The sequence below is a fragment of the Peribacillus sp. SIMBA_075 genome (genome assembly GCF_046534585.1).
The window spans coordinates 247,793-273,272 of record NZ_JAWRYN010000003.1; the positions used below are offsets into that span (position 1 = coordinate 247,793).

The window sequence follows — 25,480 nt, forward strand, 5'->3', positions numbered from 1 at the left end:
TATTCCGATGAATACTCCCATTCACCGATAACCATACTCACTGTAAGTAGAACGGAAGGAGAAATATACCTTGGAAAAAGAACGTCATGTATTAGTTATTTTCCCACATCCCGATGATGAAGCCTTCTCGGTCTCTGGAACGCTTGCCCTTCATAGAGAAGAGGGCACTCCCGTCACCTATTTATGCCTAACTTTAGGAGAAATGGGACGTAATTTAGGAAATCCTCCATTTGCAACAAGAGAATCGCTCCCTAAAATTCGTAAAAAGGAATTAATCGATGCAGCAAATGCGATTGGAATCCAGGACTTACGCATGCTCGGTTTGCGTGATAAGACAATCGAATTCGAAGATGATGAAAAGCTGACTTCATTATTTACCGATGCTATCAATGAATTGAATCCTTCATTGATTATTACGTTTTACCCAGGATACAGTGTCCATCCAGACCACGAAGCAACAGCACGGGCTGTGGTTCGGGCTGTGGAAAGAATCGAAGAAAAAGAGAGACCTAAACTTCATTGTGTCGCGTTCTCCAATAATTGCATCGATGAGTTAGGACAGCCCGATATCATCCATGATATATCTGCCGTAGAAGAAAAAAAGGTAGCTGCATTCACTGCCCATCGTTCGCAAACGCAAGCGATGGTGATCGATTGGAAAGAGAAATTCGAAAATCAGGATGCTGATTTTCTCGACTGGATCCGCAAAGAACGATTATGGACCTATAAATTTTAAAGAAACCGCCAATATGGCGGTTTCTTTGTTTATGGGCATAAAAAAAGCGCCTGCTGATAACAGGCGGAGAAAAGGGGGATAATTTGGAAAATTAATCATTATAAAGCATCCCCTAAATTTCCTATTTTATACAGACATATAAAAAATTAAGCAGACAAACGTTCCTCATGATGCATTTTCTTTCTTGCCGAGGCTTTTTTTCCATGTGCCAAATAATAAATCCCGATAAGGGCGAATGCAAAGATTGACATTCCCATGAATAACCCTTTGAACCCGGTAAATGGGATAAGGAAGCCCAATAGGAATGGGCCAACACCAATACCAAAATCATACATTGTAAAAAACGTGGATGTGGCTAATCCCATCCGATTTGATGGGGATTCCTTGATAGAAATCGCTTGACTGCTTGATTGGAACGTACCATATCCCACTCCGATAAAGGCACCGGCAATCAGAAGCGTGATACCATGATGGGATTGGCTGAGGATGACCATACCCATGGCAAACAGGAAGAGCGATGGGTAAATGACTGCATTCTCCCCCTTCACATCGAACATTCGTCCTGTAAACGGGCGGGATGCCAAAAGGAATACTGCAAATACGACAAAGAAAAAGCTCGCCGCATCCATTAAATCGATTTCCTTTGCAAAAGATGTTAAATAGGACAAGATGCTCGAATAGGTAAATCCGGCAAATCCGATAAAAATGGAAATGGGCAAGGCCCTTTTTTCAAAGTAATCACTGATTTTAAATCCCTTTTGTGGTAGAGCTCTGCCTTTTTCCCCTTCAGGCACATTCATGAACAACGATGCGACTAAAGAAAATGCGGCAAATAAAGAGGCAGCATAGAAAATGATCGAATAGCTAAAATGCTGTGTGATCAGCAATCCAATAAACGGACCGAATGCCATTGCCAAGTTTGTACTCATGGCAAAATAGCCTGTACCTTCCCCGCGTCTTTCATTCGGAATGATATCTGCAGCAATCGTTCCAGTTGCCGTTGTGGCAAGGCCAAAAGCAAAACCATGAATAAGACGATCGATCAATAAGAGGGGTAAACTATTCACCAGGAAATAGCCAATGGATGCGGCCAGGAATAGAATCAAGGATCCAAGCAACATTTTTCTGCGGCCGATCTTATCAATTTTTTTCCCTGCAATCGGCCTGACAAGCACTGCCCCGAGGACAAAGATACTTGAGGCAAGTCCTGCTTGTGCTTGCGACGCATGAAAGCTATCCATCGTATAAATGGTCAATGTCACCATCAAGACATAAAAAGTTAAAAAAAGAAAAAAGTTCGCAGACGAGACAATCAGAAAGTCTTTCGTCCATAATTTCGGTTTGTCATTCATTTCAATCCTTCTTCCTTACTATTGTTTTAATTTTTCCTTCAGGAAAGTCAAAGTTCGTAACGTTGCCTTACGATCCTCTTCAGCCAAACCACTCATTAATTGAAGTTCAAACTCTTCAACCACTTTTTTGGCCTCTTGAAAAGTCCTTACACCAGACTCCGTTAACTGTATTCTCCGTTCCCGCTTATCTTTCCCTGGGATTTGTTCAATCAAATCAAGTTCTTCCAAACGGTTTACCGTCCGGGTTACCGTCGGCTTCTCCACATCTAGATAAGTGCTTATTTCAACAAGCGTAGAACAGCCATACTGATTCAGATAATATACAATCAGCCACTGGGAATGAAAAAGATCAACCTTAGCCAATTGTTCATTTAACTTTTTGGTAAATGACCTTGAAAATTGTAAGTGATGATGAAAAAAACCATTATGAAAGGACAAAGGTATTCCTCCTGTTAATTAGTTACCTAGGTAACTATAAACTTATTCTTTAGAAATGTCCAGCCTTCGATGAAGAAAACACTTGTCGTGATTTTGGAGCATTTACTCGTGAATTTTGCTGTTTTACTCGTGAGTTTGGAGCATTTACTCGTGAATTCCGCATGTTTACTCGTGAGTTTTACTGTTTTACTCGTGAATTTCGCGCTTTTACTCGTGAGTTTTGCTGTTTTACTCGTGAGTTTCGCGCTTTTACTCGTGAATTCTGCTGCACTCATGATTTCGCGCTGTTTACTCGTGAATTCCGCATGTTTACTCGTGAGTTTTGCTGTTTTACTCGTGAGTTTTACTGTTTTACTCGTGATTTCTACTGCACTCATGATTTCGCGCTGTTTACTCGTGAATTTCGCATGTTTACTCGTGAGTTTCGCGCTTTTACTCGTGAATTCCGCACGTTTACTCGTGAATTTCGCGCTTTTACTCGTGAGTTTTGCTGTTTTACTCGTGATTTCTACTGCACTCATGATTTCGCGCTGTTTACTCGTGAATTTCGCATGTTTACTCGTGAGTTTCGCGCTTTTACTCGTGAATTCTGCTGCACTCATGATTTCGCGCTGTTTACTCGTGAATTCCGCATGTTTTACTCGTGATTTCTGCTGCACTCGTGAGTTTCGCGCTTTTACTCGTGAATTCCGCACGTTTACTCGTGAATTTCGCGCTTTTACTCGTGAGTTTCGCGCTTTTACTCGTGAATTCTGCTACACTCATGATTTCGCGCTGTTTACTCGTGAGTTTCGCATGTTTACTCGTGAATTTCGCATGTTTACTCGTGAGTTTCACGCTTTTACTCGTGAGTTTCACGCTTTTACTCGTGAGTTTCACGCTTTTACTCGTGAATTTCACGCTTTTACTCGTGATTTCTACTGTTTTACTCGTGAATTCTGCTGCACTCGTGATTTCGCGCTGTTTACTCGTGAATTTCGCACGTTTACTCGTGAATTCCGCAAACTGTATGGGTCAAATCGGGGCCATGCCATGCTCTTCGTGGTCGATGCTTCGAGGCCATAAACAAAAAGGGAACCCCGCCATTAAAAAGCGAGGCTTCCGATATTTGATCTTTGCGTTTCGGAATGATTTCATTCGAAAACTATTTTGAATTACACAAATACCACATCTCCAAGCTTCTCATTGAAAACTTCAGGACATATTTTTTAACCGGGAAAGTGGCACACGATAAAGCTTATCATCCTTTTCATCAGGATTTCCTCGGCCATCCGTATTGTTGCTTATGAAATAAAGGAATTCTCCATCTACGGATACATCACGTATCCGCCCAAAACCCGTAATGATATTAGTCAGCTTGCCGCTCTGTACATCATAACTTTTAACCGATTCGCCCCTTAAGGCAGCAAAATAAAGCTTTCCGTCAAAATAGGCCATTCCAGAAGGGGCCCATGTTTTCTCACCGGAATGAATCAACGGGTTTACCATATCAGGTTTTTGCTCATCGCCCTCTATTTCTGGCCAGCCGTAGTTCTTACCTGGATCAATCTTATTTAATTCATCGTGAGCCGAGTCCCCGTGCTCACTTTCATACAACTGTCCGGATTCATCCCACGCCAGACCTTGTGGATTGCGGTGACCGTATGAATAAACGTATGAATTCCCGAAAGGATTATCTTTCGGAATGGTGCCATCCAGATTCATGCGCAAAACCTTCCCGCCTAAGGAATTAATATCCTGTGCGATTTCCGGCTTTCTTGCATCACCTGTTGTTGCATATAGCTTCTTATCCGGTCCAATCTTGATCCTGCCACCATGGTGGTATTCCCCGCTTGGTATGCCGTCAATCAAGGTCTCCATCTCCTCCCATTCATCACCAACTTTTTGTAAAATGATGATTCGATTGATGGAATCCCCGCCTTCTTCATACGTATAATAGGCGAAAGCTTGCCCGCTCTTGGAGAAATCGGGAGTTAACAAAAATCCAAGTAATCCCGCTTCCGCTTTTGCGGACAATGTCTTATTAAGATGGACCTTTTGCCTTGTCATCTTCCCCTTGTCCCATTCTACGATGGTTCCTGTCCGCTCTGATACATACATTGTGTCCCTATCCTTCTGAATCGACCATGGGGAATGCAGGTTCGTTACTAGCACATCCGGATCTTCTCCTAAAGTGCCCGTCACTTCTTTATCAGGCTTCGGCTGGGTTTTGCTGTCCTCTTTATTCATGTTACAGCCAGTTAAAGTCAATGTAGCCATAAGGAAAAATAAGAGCCATCTTTTCAAAAGTCATTCCCCTTTCGATTCATCAGTTTAATAGGCTGACTGTTTAAGTACCTTTAAAATGGCCTCCGCTACACCGGATTCATCATTCTTACCTGTTACTTCATCACACAGTTTTTGAATATCGAGCGGGGCATTTCCCATTGCAACAGACAAACCTACCCGTTCAAACATGGATACATCATTATAATTATCCCCAATGGCCATGGTTTCCTGCATCAAGCCGGATTTTTCATTTACATAAGTTTCAAGCGCCGTACCTTTTTGAGCTGCCCCACTCATGATTTCCACATTTCCCCGTCCTGATGAAGTGACTGTAACTCCCTTTCCTTTCAATTTAGAAGCAATTTGATTTAATAAACTTAAATCTTTTGAGAAGCTGAGAATTTTATAATATTCCACATTCGAATGGCGGAATAACTCGGAATAATCGGAAATGGAAGTCACCTGCCCAAGCTGTAAACGCTCCTCTGCAAATTTCCTCATTCTCTCAGGGTCAATCTCCGGGTTGGCTGTAACAAATACATCCACCAAAGCAGCTATTGCGTTTTCATAATCTTTAGAATAGATTCCCTGACTCGTATATATTTCGAAATAAATTCCTTGTTCTTCGAGGAATTCACCTACCATGCTAGCAGTGGCGGCAGACATTGGATTGGAAGCAGCAATCTTTCCATCCTCCCTGAAGAGTGCAGCACCATTTACACAGATGACAGGACAAACGATGCCTGCTTCATCTAAAGCGAACCTTGCTTCCACATAAGATCTGCCAGTCGCAATGATCACTTCCACTCCCTCACTTTGCGCCTTACGGATTGCGTCTCTATTTTCCTTACTGACCTTTTGCATTTTGTTTAACAATGTTCCGTCCATATCAATTGCGATCGTCTTAATCAATTCTACCGGCTCCTTTTTTTCAATATAATCCCTATTTTAACCGAAAGAGCATGGATAAACACGTTTTACAAACTCGTCTTGATTCTTGGTGTAGCTTCAGTCATTTAAAAATTCCAATTATGTAAATAAATAAACTGCACCTATGAAGAAAGGTGCAGTTTGTTCTCTTAATGTAGAATCGTGTGGCTATCCACTTCCTGTGCCCGTTCAATAATCTGTTGGTGGATGTCGCTTTGAATGTCATCGATTGCTGTAAAGTCCATCGCTTTCACATAAATCTTTTCAAGTTCGTCATGCAGCTCTTTTGCTTTAGCAAGACTTGCTGTAGCTTCATTCATTTTCGTCCTGTACCTGGAGGAAACATCCTTTATCTGATCAGCATAGATTTCATCTGTTCCTGGCAAGATAGCCGTTTTATATATATCAATGATTTCATCACCTTCACAACTCGGAAAATATTCATGAGGGGATGTGCTGTCAAAAATGGCAATCCCTACTTCCCGGACGATTACCATGTCCAAGCTATGCGGATCAAAACCACAATGATATACTTCCACATCAAAGCCTCTTTGCTCCGCAGCCTTTGCAATCTTTTTCAGCATCGTTGATTTACCGGAACCCGGACGCCCCTTTAAAAAGTACCGTTTTTGTACTCCTTCAGTAATATTGGGAACGAAATCAACTGCACCCTTTGGTGTAGCGGCACCTAAAAACCGATGACGAACATCAGCCTTCTTGTTAAGGACGATATCTCTATAAAAGCCTTCTATCAATTTATTGGTCAACCCATTCAATTTAACGAAATCAATATTTGCCTTATAAATGTCTTCCCATTCATCATGTATCTTCAATGCTTCAGCGAAAAGGGCATAAGCCTTCTCAAAACTCTTGCTTCTCGCATTCGTCAATCTTATGATTGCCGCTCTTTCGGAAGCCAGCTGCTGGGAATTCCAAGCAGACCCTAGATTGACATATTCCTCAATGGCCCCTGGTGCCTTCGGCTCAATCACATGCGGCGCCGTCCCATCCACGAGTCCAATCTTCAAAGCCGGTATGATTACTCCATCAATGGAATCATTATCGGAAGAACAATGTAAAAACTCGATGTCATAGTCTTTATCCAGCCATTCTTGGCCGATTTTTTTCATAATGGTCGATTTACCGGAACCAGGTCCGCCTTTTAATATGAATAATCTTTCCAAACCTGCTAAATTGGAATCATATAAACTATAAAAACCTTTAGCCGTATTGCCTCCAGCGAAATAATGCATCACTTTTCCTGTCACTTTTACACTCTCCCTCACAATACAGATGTGATATTCAAGACAGCGTATGCAGAAAAAACCTATTAGGTGAATGCCTAAAGATAAACAGTCTATTTTATAAGGGCTACAGATTCCGCTTGTGTGATTTCCAGGAACTCTGACGGTTTTAAAACGATCTGTGTACCGATCCGCCCTCCGCTTACGATGATTTCAGGCAGGTTGGTTGCACTTTCATCGATGAAGGTGGGGTATTGCTTTTTCATTCCAATCGGTGAACAGCCTCCCCGAATGTAACCTGTATATTTTTGCAGGTCTTTAACCGCGAGCATTTCAATTTTTTTGGCACCTGCCGCCTTCGCTGCTTTTTTTAAATCCAGTTCGGTGGCTACAGGAATGACGAATACATAAAGCTGCTGCGGTCCACTATGGGTAACAAGTGTTTTAAAAACGGTTTCTGGAGTTTTTCCAATTTTGTCCGCAACAGTGATTCCGTCAATTTTTCCATCATTGGCATCATAACTCATCATGCCATACTCTATACGTTTGTTATCAAGAATTCGCATTGCATTCGTTTTACTTGCTCCCATATTAATATTCTCCTTATCGTTTTCTTCCATCTTACCATTTTTAAATACAAGGCAAAAAGAAAAGCACAGTGCTTATACACCTGTGCTTTCCCTTAAATTCATTCTAAATGACGTCTTTGGAAATCAGCAATCCGCTTGTAGTCGCCTTCCAATTGCCTGCTCACGGATAAATAAATCGACATTAATTCTTCATACACTTTAACGTTCTCTTCGATTGGGACAAGTTCATTCGTTTCACCGATCATACCCTCAACCTCATCGAGGCTTTCGATTTCCCCTAAAGCATATAATCCAAGTACGGCGGCACCTAAGCTCGAACTCTCAAAGCTTTCAGGAATTGTCACATTCTGATTGAATATATCAGCCATGATTTGACGCCAGAGCTTTGAGCGGACAAATCCACCGCTTGCATGAATTTTCTTGGGAGCACCAGTCAGTTCCTTTACAGCTAGAAGGACACTGTACAAGTTATACATCACACCCTCCAACACTGCCCGGACCATATGATCACGAGTGTGATGAAGCGCAAGTCCAAAGAAGGAGCCCCTCGCATCAGCACTCCATAATGGCGCCCGTTCCCCAGCCATATACGGGTGGAATATTAGCCCATCGGATCCAGGTGCGATATTGGAAGCCATATCCGTCAGTATCTCATAGGAATCTTGGCCCAAAGCCTTCGCTTTTTCAATTTCCACACGGCCTAATTGATCGCGTGCCCATCGGAAGGTGATTCCCCCATTGTTGACCGGTCCGCCGATTATCCAATGATTCTCAGTAAGGGCATAGCAGAATGTCCTGCCTTTCGGATCGGTAATCGGTCGGTCACTGACGGTTCTTACCGCACCGCTCGTTCCGATTGTCACTGCCAGAACTCCTGGCTTGATGGCGTTTTGCCCTAAGTTGGCAAGCACACCATCACTCGCGCCAATCACAAACGGGGTACCTGCCCGAATGTTCATTTTTGCAGCTAATTCCTCACTTAAACCTGAGAGGGTATGCGTTGTAGGGACAAGCGTTGGCAGCTTGTCAGCCCCAATACCGGCAATGATAAGTGCCTCTTCATCCCACTTCAAGTCATTCAGGTTGAACATGCCCGTTGCAGAAGCAAGCGAATAATCCATCACGTACTCATTGAAAAATTTATAGATGATGTATTCTTTAATTCCTATGAATTTGTCCGTTTCGTTAAAAACCCCAGGATGCTCATTTCTTAACCACATTACTTTCGTGATTGGGGACATTGGGTGAATGGGTGTTCCCGTCCTATGATACAATTGCATCCCCTGTTCCAAAGCCTTCAATTTCTCCGCATAAGAAACACTTCGATTATCCGCCCAAGTAATGCTATTCGTTAGCGGATTACCGTCTTTCCCCATGGCAATCAAGCTATGCATTGCCGAACTGAACGATATGAAACCCAGTTCATCCTTTTCTATACCGCTTGCAATCATGACCTCGCCTATAGTAATGATGACCGCTTTATAAATTTCTTCGGGATCTTGTTCCGCAACGGAAGGAGTTGGACTGTGAAGAGGGTATCCCTTCGAACAAGATTGGACAACTTCCCCCCTTTTTGAAAAAAGAACAACCTTCGTACTCGTCGTACCAATATCGATTCCCATCATATAACCTGAATGTTTCATACTTACATCATGCTCCTTTCTCTTAAACAATTGAATTCAATAGTAAGATTAGGATAAGTGAAACGACTGATATATTCGTTCCCATAACCGTCCAAGATTTTGCCGTTTGTGCGACTGTTAAATTAAGGAGCTCTTCGATCATCTCAAATCCTCATCATTCAAGTGGGATGGAATTAATGAACTCAAACCGATAGCAAGGACCAGCGATTTAAAATTAACACCTGGAAAAGAAGATATGATCGGCAGTACACTACCTGCCGCAGCTGTCATCACGACAGTTGCTGAACCTGTGGCCTCTTGAATCATAACTACCAAACAGAATCGGTGAAATATCAAAGGAAGCCCCTTAACTTGCAATGGCTTCACGACTCCACTCACGATCAATACATTCCGCCAGCTTCGATATTCAAAATAATGGACGCGGTTGGAGCAAGACAGGCGGATATAAATTGGTTTATTTCTTCTTTATTAAAACGTCTGGTGTAACCTAATGTAAAGAATGCAACCCCACAGAGACCATGTGGGCGATGATTATTTTTCAAATGAAGGCATGCCAATCATTCTTCAGCAAACACGGCATCGAAAGCACCAACCTGCTTTAACACGTGATTAAGGCAATGTCGAAAACAGGGAGTATTACTGCCCCTGTCTGAACAGCATCTGCAACATCCGGAACATCCATACCTGCGACAATCCTTAAAATGACGGAAGCAAGCAGTAACCATTGGTGACATTTAACTTTTGGATGATAATGATCAAGAAAATCATAAAACTGGGCCATAAATCAATAAACTATTGTTATGGATCAATCCAAATAAACGCAACTCTTTTTGATGTTGATTAAAAAGACCGTTATGATTGTTTGTCATTCCTAAACCAGCCCGAACCTTTGGAACCCCTTATAATCTCTCTATGTATATAAGGCAAAATCAGAATAATATTTTATAATGAAAAAATAACATGATAGAGAATTCAAACGCTTTTCTCATGAAGCATTAAATGTATGACCTAAATGAAAAAAGCATCGACCCAGTTCATTGTGAACTGGAACCCGATACCTGATTCATTCATGAAATGATCATTCACCAATAAAAAGAGGACCGGATCGGAGCTTGATTTCTTCCTCCAGATGTTCAGGATAAGCAATGAGGAAGCAGGTAGATGGTCCAGACGATTTTTCGATATCGACTTTATTACTTATATGGATAGAAACACCTTCACCACTTGGGTCCAGATGCTTCCACTCATACGCTATCCCTTTTGAACCGACTGGAAGTGCCTGAACTTCTTCCATTTCACATAGGCTTTTATATAAAGATAATGGGGCGATCCAATCTTGTTGATCCATAACTTCTTCTCCAACGAGCGGCCTGCCGATGAGAGCGATTTTCTGTAAAGGATGTTCCTTTTTAACACCTTCATTCCTTCGTTTACCAATCACCATGAGACCAATTGCTGATTGAAGAAGCGGCATGTTACTTTCTGTGCTGCCAGTAATGGGAAGGCCCTCCATTCCCAATTCTTTCAGCCCCTCCCTGACACCCCTGGTCAAGTCCTCCCAGGCTTCATCACCGCAGAAATTATTTAGAACGACGGATACTGGACTTCCGCCAACGCCCAAACATTCCATGACGGCAACCCGAAAGGAATAATATCCAACGACCCCATAAGGGACATGGACCAGGTCTTTTTCCTTCAGACCGATTCCGCCACTATTATCACTTGAAACAATCAATGAATCTGATTCGGAAAATGGTAAAATCAATGAATCACTCATTCTACGAGTCTATCTTCAAAAATCATTTTTTTCAAAACAGGCTCCAAGCGTGGCATTAAAATGGCTGCCAATACTACATTTACCGCCGTCGCCGCCGTTAATCCCGGAACAAGCAACGTGTAAAAACCCGTGCTGACCAGAAAGGCGAAAGGCAGGCCCAAGATGAAGGCGTTACCGATGAAGAAGAGGAAAAATGCGCCTATTTTTTTTCCGTGTATATATAAAATGCCGAACATCCATACGAGGACTGCCATTTCGGCCATTATCAAAAAATGGAATGGCCCAAGTGGCATGCTGCCCATGAACGCTGAGATGATATGACCAAGCCCCGCTACAATAGCCCCCGATACCGGTCCAAGTATGACAGCCGCCAAAAGGGCCGGAAAACTATCCAAAGCGATGCTGCCGATTGGGGAAGGGATTTTAATCATCGCCCCCACCGCCGATAAGGCAATGAATATAGCGATTGCACTAATTTTTCTTACGTCCATGTTTACTCTTTTTCCTTTCTTTTCCCTCCACGGAATACATTTGCACTGCGGATATATTCCACATCTTTCACACCAAGGCGGAAATTGATCACACGTGCAACAGCAAAGAAGTAATCCGACAAACGATTTAAATATTGTAGAGATAATGGTGAAACTGCCGCACCCGACTTAATCAAAGAAACGACCAACCGTTCCGCCCTGCGTGTAACCGTTCGGGCAATATGAATGGTTGCAGACGCTTTTGAGCCGCCAGGCAGGATGAATTTTTCCAATTCCGGCGCTTCGAGTATGAAGGCATCTATTCGTTCTTCCAAATAGGTAATGGCCTCATCCGTCAGCTTTTGTGGTGCCTTCTCGGAAACGGTTGCCAAATCACCGCCACAGTCAAATAACTCATGCTGGATTTTCTCTAGATCGGCCAATACATCCGTAAATATAGCGGGATCCAATTCAGTCACCGCAAGACCGATATAGCTATTCACTTCATCCACTGTTCCATACGATTCAACACGGATGTCATCCTTGTCAAGCCGGCCTCCGATTACGCTTGTTTGTCCCTTATCCCCTGTACGTGTATAGATTTTCATCCCATTACCTCCTCTATTTTATTCTTTGGTTAATTCCGTACCAAATGATGTCAACGCGCCTTGATATGGATGCTACATCTTGAAAGACCCATCCGCAGGCATCGCGCCATCTGCGATCACTTGCTTCCATCGGGACAATGCCTTTGGAAATATCAGAGCCGATCACAATGAAATGGTGTTCATCCCTTTCCTTCTCCCATATTCGCCAGTCAGCCATGATTTCCTTCCACCTTTTTCGAATCGAATCAGAATCCATCTTTTCTGCATCTTGTTGTATCCATGCATCCAATCCCTGCAATACAACAGTTTTGCCTTGAAAATCAATCAATTCCGGCTGTTCTTTTCGATAACCGGATAGCCAAAGGACATCACTTTCCAGACCATACAATTGCTTTACCCATTTAGTTTTCCCATTATAGGCGCCGCCTGTAACAAAGTGCATCGTTCTCCCCTCCTTAAGCTGTTCCGGTCTTCCCATATCAGCTCATATCCCCTGCCATGGGAAATCCCCCCATCAAAAAAATTCTTTTCCTTCGGGGCATAGCGGACCAATAAGTCACGAATTACCCCACCATGTGTCATTATGGCAAATCGGTTCTCCTTACAGGCAATCAATTGTTTCCAGCCATTATTAACACGTTCGGAAAATCCCGGATAGCTTTCACCCCCAGGCACCAATGCCTCCATGGGACGTTCCAGCCAATTAAGATAATCTTCATCTGCCTTCAAATCATCATACGTCTGCCCTTCCCAACTGCCGAAATTCATTTCACGGAACGAAGCGCTTTTGACCGGAACTATATCTGGAAACAGCAGTCTTGCAGTTTCCACACAACGAGGCAAATCACTCGTGTAAATTTTTTCATACTGTGGGTAAGAACCCCTTAAGTCTTGAATTTCCTTTTCTCCTTCGGTACTTAATGGAGAATCCGTCCAGCCTAAATAGGCCTTTCGCTCATTTGCTACTGTCAGCCCATGGCGAAGTAGTGTAATAGCCACAATATCAGCCATAACCAAAGCTCAACCCCTTCCACGGATGCCCCCAGTACATCCCCCGTTATCCCACCGAACCAACTGATGACTTTACGTTTTATATAAAACAGGAAAAACAGTGCAGCCAGACACATGATGAAAAATAAGGTGACAAGCTTAAAATCGATGATCCAGGCGATCGCCAGACTTACAAGGAGGTACAGCAAATAAATGGGCAAACTGCTTTTCTTTACTGCACTTTGAAAAAAAGCGCCGAGCCCCTCTTTTTTAGCCAGTGGCATCCGGATAAGTAAATAACCCATCACACATTTGCTTAAGAGTGGAAGGGCAATGATCAAGAAGTATGTCCATTCATTGACCCTTTCGACAATTTCATAGATAAATATGAACCGGGCGGCCAAAAGGACAATGACGGAGATGACACCGAATGCACCTGTCCTTGAATCCTTCATGATTTCCAATCGCCGCTCTTTATCCTGATAGGAAAAAAAAGCATCACTTGCATCGATCCAGCCATCGAGATGCAAACCTCCCGTTAATGCCATCGTCAAAAACCAAAGGAAAAAGGCAATTGCAAGCGATGATAATGGGGTCCATTCCACTAGTGCATATAAAACACCGCCCAATATCAAGCCTAGTAAAAGACCAACTAGCGGAAAGGTTTGAATGGCACGGTGTATATATTTCTTCTCCATAGGAAGCTGCTTCTTAATTGGAAAAACTGTAAAGAACTGCAGGTTAATTAAAAATCCAATCACTGCGTTCATTCCTGCATGCACCCTTTCTTCCGCAATGGGATTCCCGATTCAACTAGATAGGCTTCATTCGCCTGCCCGACGATCGTTTGATGAAGCAGGCCTAATGTTTTTCCGTATATATGGAGGAAATCATTCTGGAAAATCGGTTCCTGCACCAATTCATTGCTCACGACTATTAAACAGCTGGATCGTTTTCTTATCTCATTGATCCCGGTTATTATTTTTGAAAAAACGCTTTGTAAAAACTCCTTTTCAAGCGGAACACCTGGGCCAAATAGTTCGTTATCAAGCAGGGTTGTCAGACAATCGAGCAGGATTATGGAATCCTGATTAATGTCCGCTCCTATTCGTGTAATATCCGTTGCGTATTCCGAAGTCTTCCAGGCGATTGGGCTGCTTTCTCTATCTTTCTGGTGCCTAAGGATGCGTTCACCCATTTCAACATCACTGACACGGCCGCAAGCGAGGTAATGCAAGTTCCCATCCGTTTGAAGTGCATATTCAAGGGCTTTTCTTTCCGCGAAACTGCTTTTTCCGGACCGGACACCCCCGGTTATAAAACAGAGCCTTGCTTTCTCCACTGTCTTACCCCCTCCATCAGCGCTTCGTTATCACGTTCACTCTTCACTGCAAACCGAAGCCACTTTCCATCCAACCCCGGGAAATTATAGGTATGGCGCGGTACTATTCCTTTTTTTAGCAAAAAGGGAAAAAGGGATAAGGATTCATCTTTCACTAAATAGAAATTAACTGCGCTATCAGAGACACTCAACCCTTGTTCCTCATAAAACCGGAATAGTTTCTGCTTTTGCAATTGAATATAGTCTCTTGTTTTTCTCATATATGCTTCTTCAGCAAGACAGATTTTCCCTACTTCCAATGCAACATGGTTGACGCTCCAATGCGGTTTATAAGTTCTTACACGGGTTATGATGTCAGGTGCCGCAAGCAAATAGCCTAGTCTCAAACCCGGAATTGCAAAGATTTTAGTCATTGATCTTAGAATGAGTAAATGTGGAAATTCATTGATTAAAGAAGCATAAGTAAAGGCATCTTCCGTGAAATCATAAAAAGCCTCATCCATGACAACCAGGCAATCCGCTTTTTGACATTCAAAGATCAATTCCCTAACTTCATCCTTCTTAAATGAAACACCCGTCGGATTATTAGGCGTACATAAGAAAATTGCATCATATTCGGATAATCTAGGAATCAACCGATCCAAGTCCAGTTTCCACTCAGGTGCATCAAGCTGATGAAAATCTACCTCACATCCTGCTGCCAAACAAGCTTCTGCATATTCCGCAAATGCCGGCTGAATGATTAACACCCTTTGATTGGTTAACCTGTTCGCTACCAACATGATTATTTCTGCACCACCATTACCCACCAAAACGGATTGCTCAGGAAGCGCTTCTTTTTTTGCAATTGATTTTGTCAGTTCAATCGCATGCGGATCTGGGTAATGTAAGATTCCTTCGAAAAATTCAGGCCACTGTTCCTTTATACGTAAAGGCGGACCCAATGGGTTGATGTTAGCACTGAAATCGAGAACAGATTCAGGCATTTCGATTTCCAGCGCTTCGTAAAGATAATGAGGATTAGAGCCATGAGAAGGTAATGTCAAGAATAAGTCCCCCTAGCCATAGCATCAGTAGAAATAGAAAAGATGACCGATGCATGATGGTAATCGTTTTTGGTATATGTTTTGCTTCTAATCGAACAAGCGGAACGCCCATCCTCGCACGGTCGGAAACAATTCCTTTGTACATATTCCGGCCGCCTAGCTGTATTCCCAAAATGGCAGCAACCCCTGCTTCACACCACCCGCTATTCGGACTTGGATGTTTTTTAGCATCATTGAATAATATCTTCCATCTAGCACCAAATCCATGATAGCCGGATTTTGAGCTCAGCAACATCAGGAACCCAGTGAGGCGGCTGGGAATCCAGTTCACGATATCATCGAGCTTAGCTGAAGCCCAGCCAAATTGCCCATATTTATCATTTTTGTACCCAACCATGGAATCGCAGGTATTAATTGCCCTGTACACCATCGCGAGCGGCGCACCGCCGACAGCTGCCCAAAACATTGGGGCAGTAACACCATCACTGGTATTTTCTGCTACAGTTTCTACCGTCCCCCTGACGATTTCGGATTCATCAAGATCAGCAGTATCACGGCCCACGATATAGGAAAGTTTTAGCCTCGCTTCAGGATAATCCCGTTCATTCAGCGGATGGCACACATCCATTCCAGCTTGCTTTAAGCCCTTCTGAGCTATCGTAGTGGCAATGACAACAGCCTCCCAAAGGATACCTGCAAGCGGATGGATCCGATAAGCCAAGTAGACGGTTAGGCCTGTAATCAATATCACCATCGCTAAGACGATGATCAACATGAAGAGTCCATTCCGTTTCTTATATGCCCCTCTATTGAATGCCTGATCCAACTTGCTTATCATCGTTCCTATCCATTTAACTGGATGCGGCCAATTTGGCGGATCACCAATTAATAAATCAAGGAAAAACGCCAGTGTAACTGCAATAAGATGATGGTAAATCATAGATCCTCAATCCGTTTCCGATTTTTCTTTATTGCTTCTACTGTACAATCATATACACCGCGACTGATCAGCTTCCCTAACGGAGTGATGGTGCCTGCATATTGAAGCGCCTTCCCTCTTTGGGACGCTGCAATCAAAATACTGTCGGTCGATGTTCCTGTTGCACATGTATTCGTCACCTTATCCAAGACATGCGAATCATGAAGCGCTTTTACTTTTGCCTCGGTTGCAGTAACTATGCTGTGTATGAAAGCCTCTTCTGCCAAATGCCCATTTATGAATATCCATGTATTTATGGTTCCTGGAGTGGAACTCCAAGAATGCCGGTCAGCTAAAGAAGCGTCGATGGCATTCCCTACACCAGCCGTCACGATGATAAAAACCGAGAAATCTTCAGCTCTCATTAACTTGAAGGCAACCGTATCGAGAAAGACGGCTGTCATCATCCCCACCGTTTCCTGCGGTTCAAATCCATGAGTTCTTAAATAGCCGGCCATTTCAACATGATGATCTTCGCAGTCATAATCATGATGGACATGCCTATTCACGAAATATTTATGCCAGCCCGTACCCGAACCGGTCACTCCAGAAGACATCGTTCTAAGCGGGATCGGAGAATTCAATTGAATCATCTCAGGTCCTATTGTCAGATAAGATTCATCAATTTCCAATGGGATAGTGTCATTGCCATGCTTCTCCGGAACGATGAACATTTGAGGTTTCGGAAGTGCGGGATGTGGATGTTTTTCGATCGTCGTATGATATACACCTTGAATCCGTTCCTGTTGGAGCACTTCATTCGGCACATCAACAACCTGAATTTGCCCTTTTTCAAGCAACATAAGCCGATCACAATATAATCCAGCCAAATTCAAGTCATGAAAAATTGAAATAACGGTTAACTCCTGTTCTTTTGCCATTTTTCTCATTAGATCAAGAAGGTCCTTTTGATAGGAAAGATCCAAATGGTTTGTAGGCTCATCCAAAAAAAGGATTTCCGGTTCCTGGGCAAGTGCCTGTGCCAGCAAGACCCGTTGTCTCTCCCCACCTGACAATCGTTCAAAATGAAGATCCTGAAAATCCGCTACTCCCGTTTGTTCCATAACCCGTTGGACGATCATTTCATCTTCTGCGGACCAACTATGGAACCAGCCCGTTTGATGGGCATACCTCCCAAGTGAGACCGTCTCTTTTACTGTATAGGAGAAAGCTAATGAGGAATGTTGAGGGAGCACGGCAATGACCTGTGCAAGTTGTTTTGATGAATATTCCTTCAAATCCCTGCCTCTTATCCGTACGCTTCCGTCCTTATAATCAAGCACCCCGCTAAGCATGCTTAAAAGCGTCGTTTTTCCGCTGCCATTAGGACCAAGGATCCCGAATAATTCCCCTTTATGTACATCAAAAGAGATAGAGTCCAAAACAGTTTTGTTGTCATATCCACCTGTTAACCCTTTTACTTCAAGCATCCGTATTTACCCTTCTCTCCGTCTCTTTAATAAAATCAGCGCAAATGCCGGTGCCCCGATAAGTGAGGTGATCACCCCGATCGGCAGTTCCGCTGGGGCAATGATCGTTCGTGCTACAAAATCCGCCAATATTAAGAATCCGCTTCCTATCAACAATGACAACGGAAGCAAATGTTTATGGTCAGGTCCCCAAATCTTCCGGACGAAATGAGGAATGACCAATCCTACAAAACCAATCGCCCCTGAAACGGCAACGGCTGCCCCTGTCAATGTCGAACCGGCTATCAAGATCCACATTTTCCGCCGCTTCACGTTTACACCTAAGTGTTTTGCCCGGTCTTCCCCGAAAGTCATCGCATTCAATTCGCTTGCATTCATGATCAAGGTCAACGAACCAATGATAAAAAACGGCAAAATGATTACGATATAATTCCATCCGCGCATTGAGACGCTTCCCATCAGCCAGCCGATGATTTGTCTTAATTCTTCACCCGTCAGCGCAATCATCAATGAAATGAAGGCACTTAAAAACGAGCTGAAAATGATTCCCGTTAAGATGATCGTTTCCACTTTCATCGACCGATCCATTTTTTTTGCAAAAGTCAGTACGCAGAGCATCGTGAGCACTGAACATAAGATGCTCAATGCCGGAAGAGTATATAAACCGATGAATGGCAGTGATATATTCAAGAATATTGTCAATACGGCGCCGACCGATGCTCCTGAAGAAATACCTAATGTGTAAGGATCAGCGAGCGGGTTCCGGAGCAGTCCCTGAAAGGCTGCCCCGGCAATCGCAAGTGATGCCCCAACCAAACCAGCGAGCAGCACACGCGGCAAGCGGATGTTCATCACGATATTCGTAAGCATCACATCCGGATCGGCAGAAATCGGCAAGTGAAAAATCTCCTTGCCGATTATTTGTATAAGTACGGAAATCGGAACTGGCACCGAACCAAAGGAAATGCCTATCGTCATTGCGAATAACAAAATTAACAACGCAATCAAATAAGCAAACGCCCATTTAGTTGTCAAATTGGTTCGGATAGACTGCTTTTGCAAGTTCCTCTACTCCTTCTATTAAGCGTGGACCGGAACGGGTCACCAAGTCAGAAGGGACATCAAAGACTTGGCCATTCTTAACGGCATTTACGTCTTGCCATCCTTTTCGGCCTGTCACTTCACTTACTGGATCTTTTGTATAATTACCATACGTTGTAATGATGACATCCGGATTTGCAGCAATCATCGACTCTTCATCAATTTTTGCCCAGCCGTCCAATTCAGCAGCAGCGTTATCCGCTGAAATAATATGAAGCATTTCATCCATGAAGGTATTTTTTCCAGGTGTATATATATCCGGTGATGGCGAAACCTCAATTAAAACGGTCTTCCTATCCGCTTCCTTAACGGATTTGACTTTTTCCTGAATATCCTTGAGCTTCGTTTTCATATCCGCAACGATTTCGCTTGCCTTATCATTTTCCCCCGTTGCCTTTCCAATCATTTCAATAGATTCATAGACTTGGTCAAAGCTTTGTGCATCATTGACTACAAGGACATCTATTCCAGCATCCTTAAGCTGCTTTAATCCCTCATTTGAATTATGGGCACTTGATGCATGGGCAAGAACAAGGTCAGGCTTCATGGAGACAATCAGCTCCGTGTTCATTTCCATTCCGCCAACTTTTTTAATTTTTTTCGTTTCTTCCGGGTAATTATCATTGTCGGAAACACCAACGACCTTTTTACCTAAACCAAGTGCAAATACCACTTCTGTATTACTTGGTATCAACGTAACGATTTTCTTCGGTTTTTGTTCTATCGTTACTTTTTCGCCCGTTGCATCTTTAATCGTAATCGGGAAAGCGTCGTGTTGAGCATGATTCGTTTGCTGCTTTTCTTTTCCTTCATCAGTAGCGTCACTGCAGCCAACCATCATGCCTGCAGTCAGTAACATCAACAATATCAAACCAAAAATCTTCTTCATTTTCATTCCCCACAATCTTTTCATTTAATTTCTTCACCTAATAATCTCGGAAGGCACCCAAAACAAAAAGCACCTCCCGTTAAACGGAAGATGCTTGTATGGCAACAATATCATTACGGACTCTTAGGGTCTGCCACACACCTTCCCATCCGCGTAGGTTACAGGTGTACGAATCTTGGCAGGTCTCCTGGCTCATGGTCATCGTCAACGGCACCTTCCCATATCCCATACAGTGGTACACAGCCGTCAGCTCCCAAATACAGTGGCGGGACCGCGCTGGCATTTCACCAGCTTCCCTTTTAAGTCATTAAGACACCAAATCGTTCATATGTATATAATTTTCACTGCCTTCATTATACACCATGTTAGAATCGATTATTATATGATTTTTCTGAACAAGTTTGAAATGCACCGTCCATTTTCAATGATTTGAAGCATTTTCTATCAGCGACGCGAACCCATCTACTGATAATCCAGGTGAAATCCGAACTCGATGCAAGGCATACATCCCTTGGTCCCTTGAAGCTCCTCCAGGTTCAGTAGTGACTGCCATCTTGTATCCAGCTTCTTCTGAAAGCCTGAGACTCTCTTCATTATAACGACCAACTGGATAGGAAAGCACTGTCGTGTCCTGTTGCAGGATACGATCGAACAGATCCTTTGACTGGACCATTTCCGCTTCTTGCTGCTCTGACGTCATTCGGTTCAGCTCCAAATGGTTGATAGTATGACTTTCGATCGAAATCCCCTTCCCGCTCATCTCCATCATTTGATTTTCAGTCAGGTGATGACCTTTATCGATGGACTTCCCGATCATGAAGACAGTCGCTTTCATATCATATTCTTTTAGTATATGGAAAGCTTCCGTGTAGTTATCTGTATAGCCATCATCAAAAGTAAGCCAGACACACTTTTCACTTGGCATCCGATTTTCGGTTAAAACGAGAAATGCTTCTTCAGGGGATAATGTATAGTAACCATTTTCCCGAAGCCAGGTCATTTGTAATCGGAATTCCTCTTTTGGTACCCGAAGGCCATTGCCTTCAGAAATGCTATGATACATCAATATTGGAAGCTGTACCGCGGACTCGGCCGTTATCCAGTCTCTCGTATCGATTCGTTCAGTATATAATTCGTCCTCTGAATCCTGCCCAGTGTCATTCTTCGCTGCTGCAGCCACTTCAATGTTACCTTCCGTGATCGGCGCAGCCGTCTTTGTGCCTATACCCTCTAAAATCCCTTGTGAGCATCCCGGTAAAATTAAAATCCCCAGCAGCGTCACCATCCATAAAACTCTATAATTCCCCACTATCATTCTCCTAATTTTTTCTAGCATAATAGTACCAGAAAACCAGGAAATAATAAAGTATTCCATTTAATGAAGAGTAAGGAAACAGGAGAGCTGAGTGCCCCCTAAGCGTCTAGATGTTTTTTTTCATAATTATTATTGCTATTAACTTGAAAAGTTTGCCTATAAGAAATATAATAAATAAGTCGTCGACTTTTTTATATGTCCCAGTAGCTCAGCAGGATAGAGCGACAGCCTCCTAAGCTGTAGGTCGTAGGTTCGATTCCTATCTGGGACGCTAAAGTTTATAAGCCCTGTTATAATGCGGTTTCTCCGTGTTGTAGCAGGGTTTTTTTCTGTTGGCATGACCATAAAAGCCGTAAATTGTATGTAGGATAAAAGCACTTCTGTACGTAGGAAACAGTGATATTCCATTTCACTATTATCTTTCTATGTCTGGAGGTGCTTTTTTTATGAAAAAACACGTTATTAAACAGCGTGGAACAGCGTTAAAGGAACGGAAATTGACCAGTAAGACTACGGAAAGTTTCACAATTGAATACACACTGCAAGAAGCCTTAGATATTTTTCTCCGTGCAAAAGTTGCTGAAGGTGTCCGAATGCTTCTTGAATTACTGTTATCAACTTCATCTGTTGAACTAAGTTCAACAGATGAACCATCGCTTAATTCTATTGTTGTAGGTCCTTCAGAATTAACATTTGATTCGTCTGATAAAGCTTTCTGCTTTACCTCCCTTTTTTGACTGCAAATTGTAGTTATCATGATATGTATCGGATAAATCTTTAAAATTGGATGGTAAATAATAATTAAAAATCTAAAATATTACCATTCTTGAACATTCGGTGAACTTTAATTTTAAATGGCACTAATTATTTAAATTAAGAAGATAGCCGGCTTCGTAATGGTAATATATAGAAGAAGGGTTAGGGGGGAGCATTTTATGGAAAAGGTAAATTCCGTTGAGTTAAAGCATTTTTCAGATGAATATTCCGAAAAACTAAATCAGTTTGAACTGCCTGAAGAACAAGGTCTATTTACTGCCTTGCCAAACAAGTTTACAGACGTTACAAAAGGGCAGCATCGTATTGTCATTTTAAGTGATGATGAACCTGTGGGTTTCTTTTTACTGCATTCAACAGATCGCGTAAAAGAATATTCGACTAACCCCAATGCCATGTTGCTGACCGCATTATCAGTTGATTATAAGCAGCAGGGAAAAGGCTATGCAAAACAAGGGATGTTCCTACTTGCCGAGTTTGTTAAATCAGAATTTCCTAATTGCGATGAAATTGTATTAGCTGTCAATCATAAGAACATCCCCGCACAAAAGCTGTATGTTAGGGCTGGATTTCATGATACGGGTTTGAGAAAGTTTGGAAATATCGGCGAACAATATATTATGAATTTAACCATTTAATTCATATTCATTTTTTTATTTCGATAAATATCTGCAGAAAAATAATGGATATACATTACTGGTATATAATTACACTTTTTTTAAAAGAAATGTTTGAACCTGTCCCAGCCGGGTATAAAAATACTGTAAGACATTCTCACCAAAGGAGATGATGTGCACGATGAGTACAATCAGAAGCCAATGGAACAAAGAGAATGACGCAGCGGTGTTTAGTCCCGGTGATCAGCGTTAGAGTCAATTGAAGAGTTAGATGATAATCAAAAAGGGAATTACTAGTCTTCTCACCCAAAGGAGGATACTGATCATGAGTATTTACAGCCTATGGAATCCAGAGAATGATGAAGCAATTTTCAGTCCGGGTGATCAGCAGCCATTCTGTACGCTTACACTAGTGGATTCGGATAAACACAAAAAAAAAACTGACAAAACACTTGAATATGAATTGCACGGGACCGTACTGAATGAAATTTAGTCGTAGCCGCGATATATGGAAAGGGATGGAGCGAATGCTCCATCCCTTTCCACTGTCTTTTTTATGAATTTCGCCACTTCATATTGTCTGGAAAGATAGCCCTGCGGAAGCAGAAAACTGCAAGGATTATGCCCACTCTGCCCATGCAAATAATCCCACAAAAAGAGCCCTCACTTTAAAAACTAATAGTGAAGGACCTATTTCTTTTATTTATCGAATTTCAGTTTGGCCAAAGCATCCGCTAATGCAGTATTGATCGGCTCTTCTTTATTTTGCTTTTTCATATAATTGGAGACTTCATTTTTTGATACTTTTTGATTTTTATTTTGCCCTCTTCGTTTATTGTAAGAAGAAAGCTTTTCGTGAAAACCGCATTTACATGTGAATGTCTGTGCTTCTCCTTGACCGCGCATTTCCATCTTTTTGTGACATTGTGGACATCTGGCATTTGTTACACGTGAAACACCTTTTTTGTGGCCACATTCACGATCTTGACAGACAAGCATTTTCCCCTTTTTACTGTTCACTTCAAGCATCAGCTTGCCGCAATCAGGACATTTCGTTCCTGACACGTTATCATGCTTGAATTTTTGGTCACTATTTTTGATTTCATGAACGATATTTTTAGCGTAGGCGCGCATATCGCCGATGAAAGCCTGTTTTGCTAGCTTTCCTTTTGCAATTGCTGTTAACTTTTGCTCCCATTGAGCTGTCAGTGCTGGAGATCGTAAGTCTTCAGGTGCCAATTGAAGGAGCTGTTTTCCTTTCGAAGTAACATGAAGGCCCTTCCCTCTCTTTTCGATCAGGAAGCTATTGAACAGTTTTTCAATAACGTCAGCACGCGTTGCAACAGTCCCAATTCCGCCAGTTTCACCCAGAGTCTTGATGAGTTCTTTGCTTTCCCCTGTCATGAAACGAGCAGGATTTTCCATTGCCGAAAGAAGTGAGCCTTCATTGAATGGTTCCGGCGGTTTCGTTTCACCCTCTGTTTGTTTCACAGTCGAAATGGTTAAACTGTCACCTTTTTGAACGTTCGGAAGCAGTTGCTCGGCAAGGCCATCTTTAGATTCTTCCTCATCAAATTGATGATCATAGACTTCCTTCCAGCCTGATTTCAGGACGACCTTCCCTTTTGCCATGAACGTCTCCTGCCCCATTTTCGCGGTTATGGTCGTTTGCTCATATTCAAAAGGCGGCATCAATACGGCAAGGAACCTTTTAACGACCAGATCATAGATTTTCGATTCTTTGTCGCTCAGTTTTCCCGGTAGCGGAGTTTGCTCAGTGGGGATGATTGCATGATGATCCGATACCTTACTATCATCCACGAACGATTTATTGGCCTTAATCGGACTGCGCAGGATCCTCGATGCATACTGGGCATATGGTTTAATGCTGACGGCCTGTAATCTTTCTTTTAGCGTATCAACTAAATCCGTTGATAAAAAGCGTGAATCCGTCCTTGGGTACGTCAAGACTTTATGGCTTTCATATAAGCGCTGCATGATCGATAATGTCTCTTTCGCCGAATAGCCGAATTTCTTATTGGCGTCCCGTTGAAGTTCCGTTAAATCATATAAAGAAGGGGCAAAACTTTTCTTATGGGCTTTGTTCACTTCCACCACTTCTGCCTTTTTCCCCTTCACGGCTGCTAGAACCTTTTCTGCCTTGGCTTTATCGAATGTGCGTATATCTTTTGATTGGGCATCTTGCCAGATTAGGCGCAAATCGGATTCTGCATTTGCCGAAACGCCATAATATTTTTTAGGCTGGAATTGTTTTATTTCTTCTTCCTTTTTTGCAATCATCGCAAGTGTCGGCGTTTGGACCCGACCGCAGGATAACTGGGCATTGTGCTTGGTTGTAAGGGCGCGTGTCGCGTTCATCCCAACGATCCAGTCCGCTTCCGCTCTGGCCACAGCAGAGGCAAATAGATTTTCATACTCCTTGCCATCCTTCAGCTTTTTAAATCCATCTTTAATCGCTTTATCCGTTACAGAGGAAATCCAAAGCCGCTTGATCGGCTTCTTCACATTCGCTTTTTCGAGAATCCAGCGTGCAACAAGTTCCCCTTCACGGCCTGCATCTGTTGCAATGATGATATCCTTGACATCATTGCGGTTCAGCTGTGTTTTAACCGATTGAAATTGCTTGCCTGATTGCTTGATCACGACCAATTTCAAAGAATTCGGCAACATGGGCAGGTCCTCAAGGCGCCAAGTTTTATATTTTTCATCATACGTTTCCGGATCTGCATGTGTCACCAAATGACCTAGAGCCCATGTGACGATATACTGATCCCCTTCAAAAAAACCATTACCCTTTCTCCCGCAATTCAGCACTTTTGCTATATCTCTTCCGACCGAAGGCTTCTCGGCCAGTACGACTGTTTTACTCATAGTAAACATCCTTCCCTTTTAAACTGATTTCTCTATTATCTCACATAAT

The 25,480-nt window shown here is 42.7% G+C and carries 26 protein-coding genes, 1 tRNA gene, 1 pseudogene and 1 riboswitch; of the genes and pseudogenes, 6 read left to right on the top strand and 22 right to left on the bottom strand.

Going from position 1 to position 25,480, the window contains the following annotated elements; all coding sequences use genetic code 11:
* Positions 1-70: 70 nt before the first annotated feature.
* On the top strand, positions 71-736 hold the full coding sequence (gene bshB2 / locus SB775_RS04520) for a bacillithiol biosynthesis deacetylase BshB2 (protein WP_061465804.1): 666 nt from the start codon (positions 71-73) through the stop codon (positions 734-736).
* A gap of 146 nt (positions 737-882) precedes the next feature.
* Here the strand turns inward: bshB2 and SB775_RS04525 are convergent, their stop codons facing one another.
* Both SB775_RS04525 and SB775_RS04530 read right to left on the bottom strand, forming a co-directional pair.
* Positions 883-2,088: an MFS transporter gene (locus SB775_RS04525; protein WP_410860643.1), complete on the bottom strand. Its 1,206-nt coding sequence runs from the start codon at positions 2,086-2,088 to the stop codon at positions 883-885.
* Between the two features lie 18 nt (positions 2,089-2,106).
* Positions 2,107-2,526, bottom strand: a complete 420-nt coding sequence (locus SB775_RS04530) for a MarR family winged helix-turn-helix transcriptional regulator (RefSeq protein WP_410860644.1) — start codon at positions 2,524-2,526, stop codon at positions 2,107-2,109.
* A 69-nt stretch (positions 2,527-2,595) separates the two neighbouring features.
* Here SB775_RS04530 and SB775_RS04535 point away from each other — a divergent pair, with 69 nt between their 5' ends.
* Positions 2,596-3,591: a hypothetical protein gene (locus SB775_RS04535; protein WP_410860645.1), complete on the top strand. Its 996-nt coding sequence runs from the start codon at positions 2,596-2,598 to the stop codon at positions 3,589-3,591.
* A gap of 129 nt (positions 3,592-3,720) precedes the next feature.
* Here SB775_RS04535 and SB775_RS04540 read toward each other — a convergent pair whose 3' ends face one another.
* The 19 genes and pseudogenes from SB775_RS04540 to SB775_RS04630 form a co-directional block, all read right to left on the bottom strand.
* A complete protein-coding gene (locus SB775_RS04540; protein WP_410860646.1) occupies positions 3,721-4,812 on the bottom strand; it encodes a PQQ-dependent sugar dehydrogenase in 1,092 nt (363 codons plus the stop codon).
* A 27-nt stretch (positions 4,813-4,839) separates the two neighbouring features.
* Positions 4,840-5,706, bottom strand: coding sequence for a Cof-type HAD-IIB family hydrolase (locus tag SB775_RS04545; protein WP_317778015.1), 867 nt, complete (start codon positions 5,704-5,706; stop codon positions 4,840-4,842).
* 167 nt (positions 5,707-5,873) lie between these two features.
* On the bottom strand, positions 5,874-6,992 hold the full coding sequence (locus tag SB775_RS04550) for a PRK06851 family protein (RefSeq protein WP_089362055.1): 1,119 nt from the start codon (positions 6,990-6,992) through the stop codon (positions 5,874-5,876).
* 89 nt (positions 6,993-7,081) lie between these two features.
* Positions 7,082-7,558 carry a Cys-tRNA(Pro) deacylase gene (ybaK, locus tag SB775_RS04555; RefSeq protein WP_089362056.1) on the bottom strand — a complete coding sequence of 159 codons (477 nt, stop codon included), beginning with the start codon at positions 7,556-7,558 and terminating at the stop codon, positions 7,082-7,084.
* Positions 7,559-7,656: 98 nt separating this feature from the next.
* Positions 7,657-9,201 carry a gluconokinase gene (gene gntK, locus SB775_RS04560; protein ID WP_318681461.1) on the bottom strand — a complete coding sequence of 515 codons (1,545 nt, stop codon included), beginning with the start codon at positions 9,199-9,201 and terminating at the stop codon, positions 7,657-7,659.
* Positions 9,202-9,223: 22 nt separating this feature from the next.
* Positions 9,224-9,758, bottom strand: a pseudogene (locus SB775_RS04565) (GntT/GntP/DsdX family permease).
* Positions 9,759-10,279: 521 nt separating this feature from the next.
* Positions 10,280-10,978 carry an ATP-binding protein gene (locus SB775_RS04570; RefSeq protein ID WP_410860648.1) on the bottom strand — a complete coding sequence of 233 codons (699 nt, stop codon included), beginning with the start codon at positions 10,976-10,978 and terminating at the stop codon, positions 10,280-10,282.
* Positions 10,975-11,469 (bottom strand): ECF transporter S component, encoded by a 495-nt coding sequence (locus SB775_RS04575; protein WP_410860649.1) that lies wholly within the window; start codon positions 11,467-11,469, stop codon positions 10,975-10,977. Before SB775_RS04575 ends, SB775_RS04570 begins: the two co-directional genes overlap by 4 nt.
* A gap of 2 nt (positions 11,470-11,471) precedes the next feature.
* Positions 11,472-12,056, bottom strand: a complete 585-nt coding sequence (locus tag SB775_RS04580) for a cob(I)yrinic acid a,c-diamide adenosyltransferase (RefSeq protein WP_317778021.1) — start codon at positions 12,054-12,056, stop codon at positions 11,472-11,474.
* Between the two features lie 13 nt (positions 12,057-12,069).
* On the bottom strand, positions 12,070-12,498 hold the full coding sequence (locus SB775_RS04585; protein ID WP_089362062.1) for a bifunctional adenosylcobinamide kinase/adenosylcobinamide-phosphate guanylyltransferase: 429 nt from the start codon (positions 12,496-12,498) through the stop codon (positions 12,070-12,072).
* Positions 12,450-13,067, bottom strand: coding sequence for a histidine phosphatase family protein (locus SB775_RS04590; RefSeq protein ID WP_410860650.1), 618 nt, complete (start codon positions 13,065-13,067; stop codon positions 12,450-12,452). Before SB775_RS04590 ends, SB775_RS04585 begins: the two co-directional genes overlap by 49 nt.
* A complete protein-coding gene (cobS, locus tag SB775_RS04595) occupies positions 13,025-13,816 on the bottom strand; it encodes an adenosylcobinamide-GDP ribazoletransferase (protein ID WP_089362064.1) in 792 nt (263 codons plus the stop codon). Before cobS ends, SB775_RS04590 begins: the two co-directional genes overlap by 43 nt.
* Positions 13,813-14,388 (bottom strand): bifunctional adenosylcobinamide kinase/adenosylcobinamide-phosphate guanylyltransferase, encoded by a 576-nt coding sequence (locus tag SB775_RS04600; protein ID WP_410860651.1) that lies wholly within the window; start codon positions 14,386-14,388, stop codon positions 13,813-13,815. The genes cobS and SB775_RS04600 overlap by 4 nt, the downstream gene beginning before the upstream one ends.
* A complete protein-coding gene (gene cobD / locus SB775_RS04605; RefSeq protein ID WP_410860652.1) occupies positions 14,361-15,434 on the bottom strand; it encodes a threonine-phosphate decarboxylase CobD in 1,074 nt (357 codons plus the stop codon). Before cobD ends, SB775_RS04600 begins: the two co-directional genes overlap by 28 nt.
* The gene (gene cbiB / locus SB775_RS04610; RefSeq protein ID WP_317778024.1) at positions 15,409-16,374 is read right to left on the bottom strand and encodes an adenosylcobinamide-phosphate synthase CbiB; all 966 of its coding nucleotides are present in this window, start codon (positions 16,372-16,374) and stop codon (positions 15,409-15,411) included. Before cbiB ends, cobD begins: the two co-directional genes overlap by 26 nt.
* On the bottom strand, positions 16,371-17,843 hold the full coding sequence (locus tag SB775_RS04615; protein ID WP_410860653.1) for a heme ABC transporter ATP-binding protein: 1,473 nt from the start codon (positions 17,841-17,843) through the stop codon (positions 16,371-16,373). Before SB775_RS04615 ends, cbiB begins: the two co-directional genes overlap by 4 nt.
* A gap of 6 nt (positions 17,844-17,849) precedes the next feature.
* Positions 17,850-18,905, bottom strand: a complete 1,056-nt coding sequence (locus tag SB775_RS04620; protein WP_061465837.1) for a FecCD family ABC transporter permease — start codon at positions 18,903-18,905, stop codon at positions 17,850-17,852.
* Positions 18,868-19,833 carry an ABC transporter substrate-binding protein gene (locus SB775_RS04625; protein WP_477626171.1) on the bottom strand — a complete coding sequence of 322 codons (966 nt, stop codon included), beginning with the start codon at positions 19,831-19,833 and terminating at the stop codon, positions 18,868-18,870. The genes SB775_RS04620 and SB775_RS04625 overlap by 38 nt, the downstream gene beginning before the upstream one ends.
* A gap of 160 nt (positions 19,834-19,993) precedes the next feature.
* A riboswitch (cobalamin riboswitch) is annotated at positions 19,994-20,168 on the bottom strand.
* Positions 20,169-20,254: 86 nt separating this feature from the next.
* Positions 20,255-21,148 carry a polysaccharide deacetylase family protein gene (locus tag SB775_RS04630; protein ID WP_410860654.1) on the bottom strand — a complete coding sequence of 298 codons (894 nt, stop codon included), beginning with the start codon at positions 21,146-21,148 and terminating at the stop codon, positions 20,255-20,257.
* A 197-nt stretch (positions 21,149-21,345) separates the two neighbouring features.
* Between SB775_RS04630 and SB775_RS04635 the strand changes: the two genes are divergently transcribed.
* From SB775_RS04635 to SB775_RS04650, 4 genes are all read left to right on the top strand, one after another.
* Positions 21,346-21,419, top strand: a tRNA-Arg gene (locus SB775_RS04635).
* Positions 21,420-21,594: 175 nt separating this feature from the next.
* Entirely contained in the window at positions 21,595-21,885 is a 291-nt protein-coding gene (locus tag SB775_RS04640) for a hypothetical protein (RefSeq protein ID WP_410860656.1), read from the top strand.
* Between the two features lie 198 nt (positions 21,886-22,083).
* On the top strand, positions 22,084-22,560 hold the full coding sequence (locus SB775_RS04645) for a GNAT family N-acetyltransferase (protein WP_410860657.1): 477 nt from the start codon (positions 22,084-22,086) through the stop codon (positions 22,558-22,560).
* A gap of 304 nt (positions 22,561-22,864) precedes the next feature.
* Positions 22,865-23,032, top strand: coding sequence for a hypothetical protein (locus SB775_RS04650; protein WP_410860659.1), 168 nt, complete (start codon positions 22,865-22,867; stop codon positions 23,030-23,032).
* Between the two features lie 206 nt (positions 23,033-23,238).
* On the opposite strand, the gene SB775_RS04655 is transcribed toward SB775_RS04650, so the two are convergent.
* Positions 23,239-25,431 (bottom strand): DNA topoisomerase III, encoded by a 2,193-nt coding sequence (locus tag SB775_RS04655; RefSeq protein ID WP_410860661.1) that lies wholly within the window; start codon positions 25,429-25,431, stop codon positions 23,239-23,241.
* Between the last annotated feature and the right edge of the window lie 49 nt (positions 25,432-25,480).

Bases quoted from the DNA above. Each gene is read 5' to 3' on its own strand.
- SB775_RS04525 (WP_410860643.1), bottom strand. From the start codon at position 2,088: ATGAATGACAAACCGAAATTATGGACGAAAGACTTTCTGATTGTCTCG.
- SB775_RS04535 (WP_410860645.1), top strand. From the start codon at position 2,596: ATGAAGAAAACACTTGTCGTGATTTTGGAGCATTTACTCGTGAATTTT.
- ybaK (WP_089362056.1), bottom strand. From the start codon at position 7,558: ATGGGAGCAAGTAAAACGAATGCAATGCGAATTCTTGATAACAAACGT.
- gntK (WP_318681461.1), bottom strand. From the start codon at position 9,201: ATGAAACATTCAGGTTATATGATGGGAATCGATATTGGTACGACGAGT.
- SB775_RS04570 (WP_410860648.1), bottom strand. From the start codon at position 10,978: ATGAGTGATTCATTGATTTTACCATTTTCCGAATCAGATTCATTGATT.
- SB775_RS04575 (WP_410860649.1), bottom strand. From the start codon at position 11,469: ATGGACGTAAGAAAAATTAGTGCAATCGCTATATTCATTGCCTTATCG.
- SB775_RS04580 (WP_317778021.1), bottom strand. From the start codon at position 12,056: ATGAAAATCTATACACGTACAGGGGATAAGGGACAAACAAGCGTAATC.
- SB775_RS04585 (WP_089362062.1), bottom strand. From the start codon at position 12,498: ATGCACTTTGTTACAGGCGGCGCCTATAATGGGAAAACTAAATGGGTA.
- SB775_RS04590 (WP_410860650.1), bottom strand. From the start codon at position 13,067: ATGGCTGATATTGTGGCTATTACACTACTTCGCCATGGGCTGACAGTA.
- cobS (WP_089362064.1), bottom strand. From the start codon at position 13,816: ATGAACGCAGTGATTGGATTTTTAATTAACCTGCAGTTCTTTACAGTT.
- cbiB (WP_317778024.1), bottom strand. From the start codon at position 16,374: ATGATTTACCATCATCTTATTGCAGTTACACTGGCGTTTTTCCTTGAT.
- SB775_RS04615 (WP_410860653.1), bottom strand. From the start codon at position 17,843: ATGCTTGAAGTAAAAGGGTTAACAGGTGGATATGACAACAAAACTGTT.
- SB775_RS04625 (WP_477626171.1), bottom strand. From the start codon at position 19,833: ATGAAGAAGATTTTTGGTTTGATATTGTTGATGTTACTGACTGCAGGC.
- SB775_RS04630 (WP_410860654.1), bottom strand. From the start codon at position 21,148: ATGATAGTGGGGAATTATAGAGTTTTATGGATGGTGACGCTGCTGGGG.
- SB775_RS04640 (WP_410860656.1), top strand. From the start codon at position 21,595: ATGAAAAAACACGTTATTAAACAGCGTGGAACAGCGTTAAAGGAACGG.
- SB775_RS04645 (WP_410860657.1), top strand. From the start codon at position 22,084: ATGGAAAAGGTAAATTCCGTTGAGTTAAAGCATTTTTCAGATGAATAT.
- SB775_RS04650 (WP_410860659.1), top strand. From the start codon at position 22,865: ATGAGTATTTACAGCCTATGGAATCCAGAGAATGATGAAGCAATTTTC.
- SB775_RS04655 (WP_410860661.1), bottom strand. From the start codon at position 25,431: ATGAGTAAAACAGTCGTACTGGCCGAGAAGCCTTCGGTCGGAAGAGAT.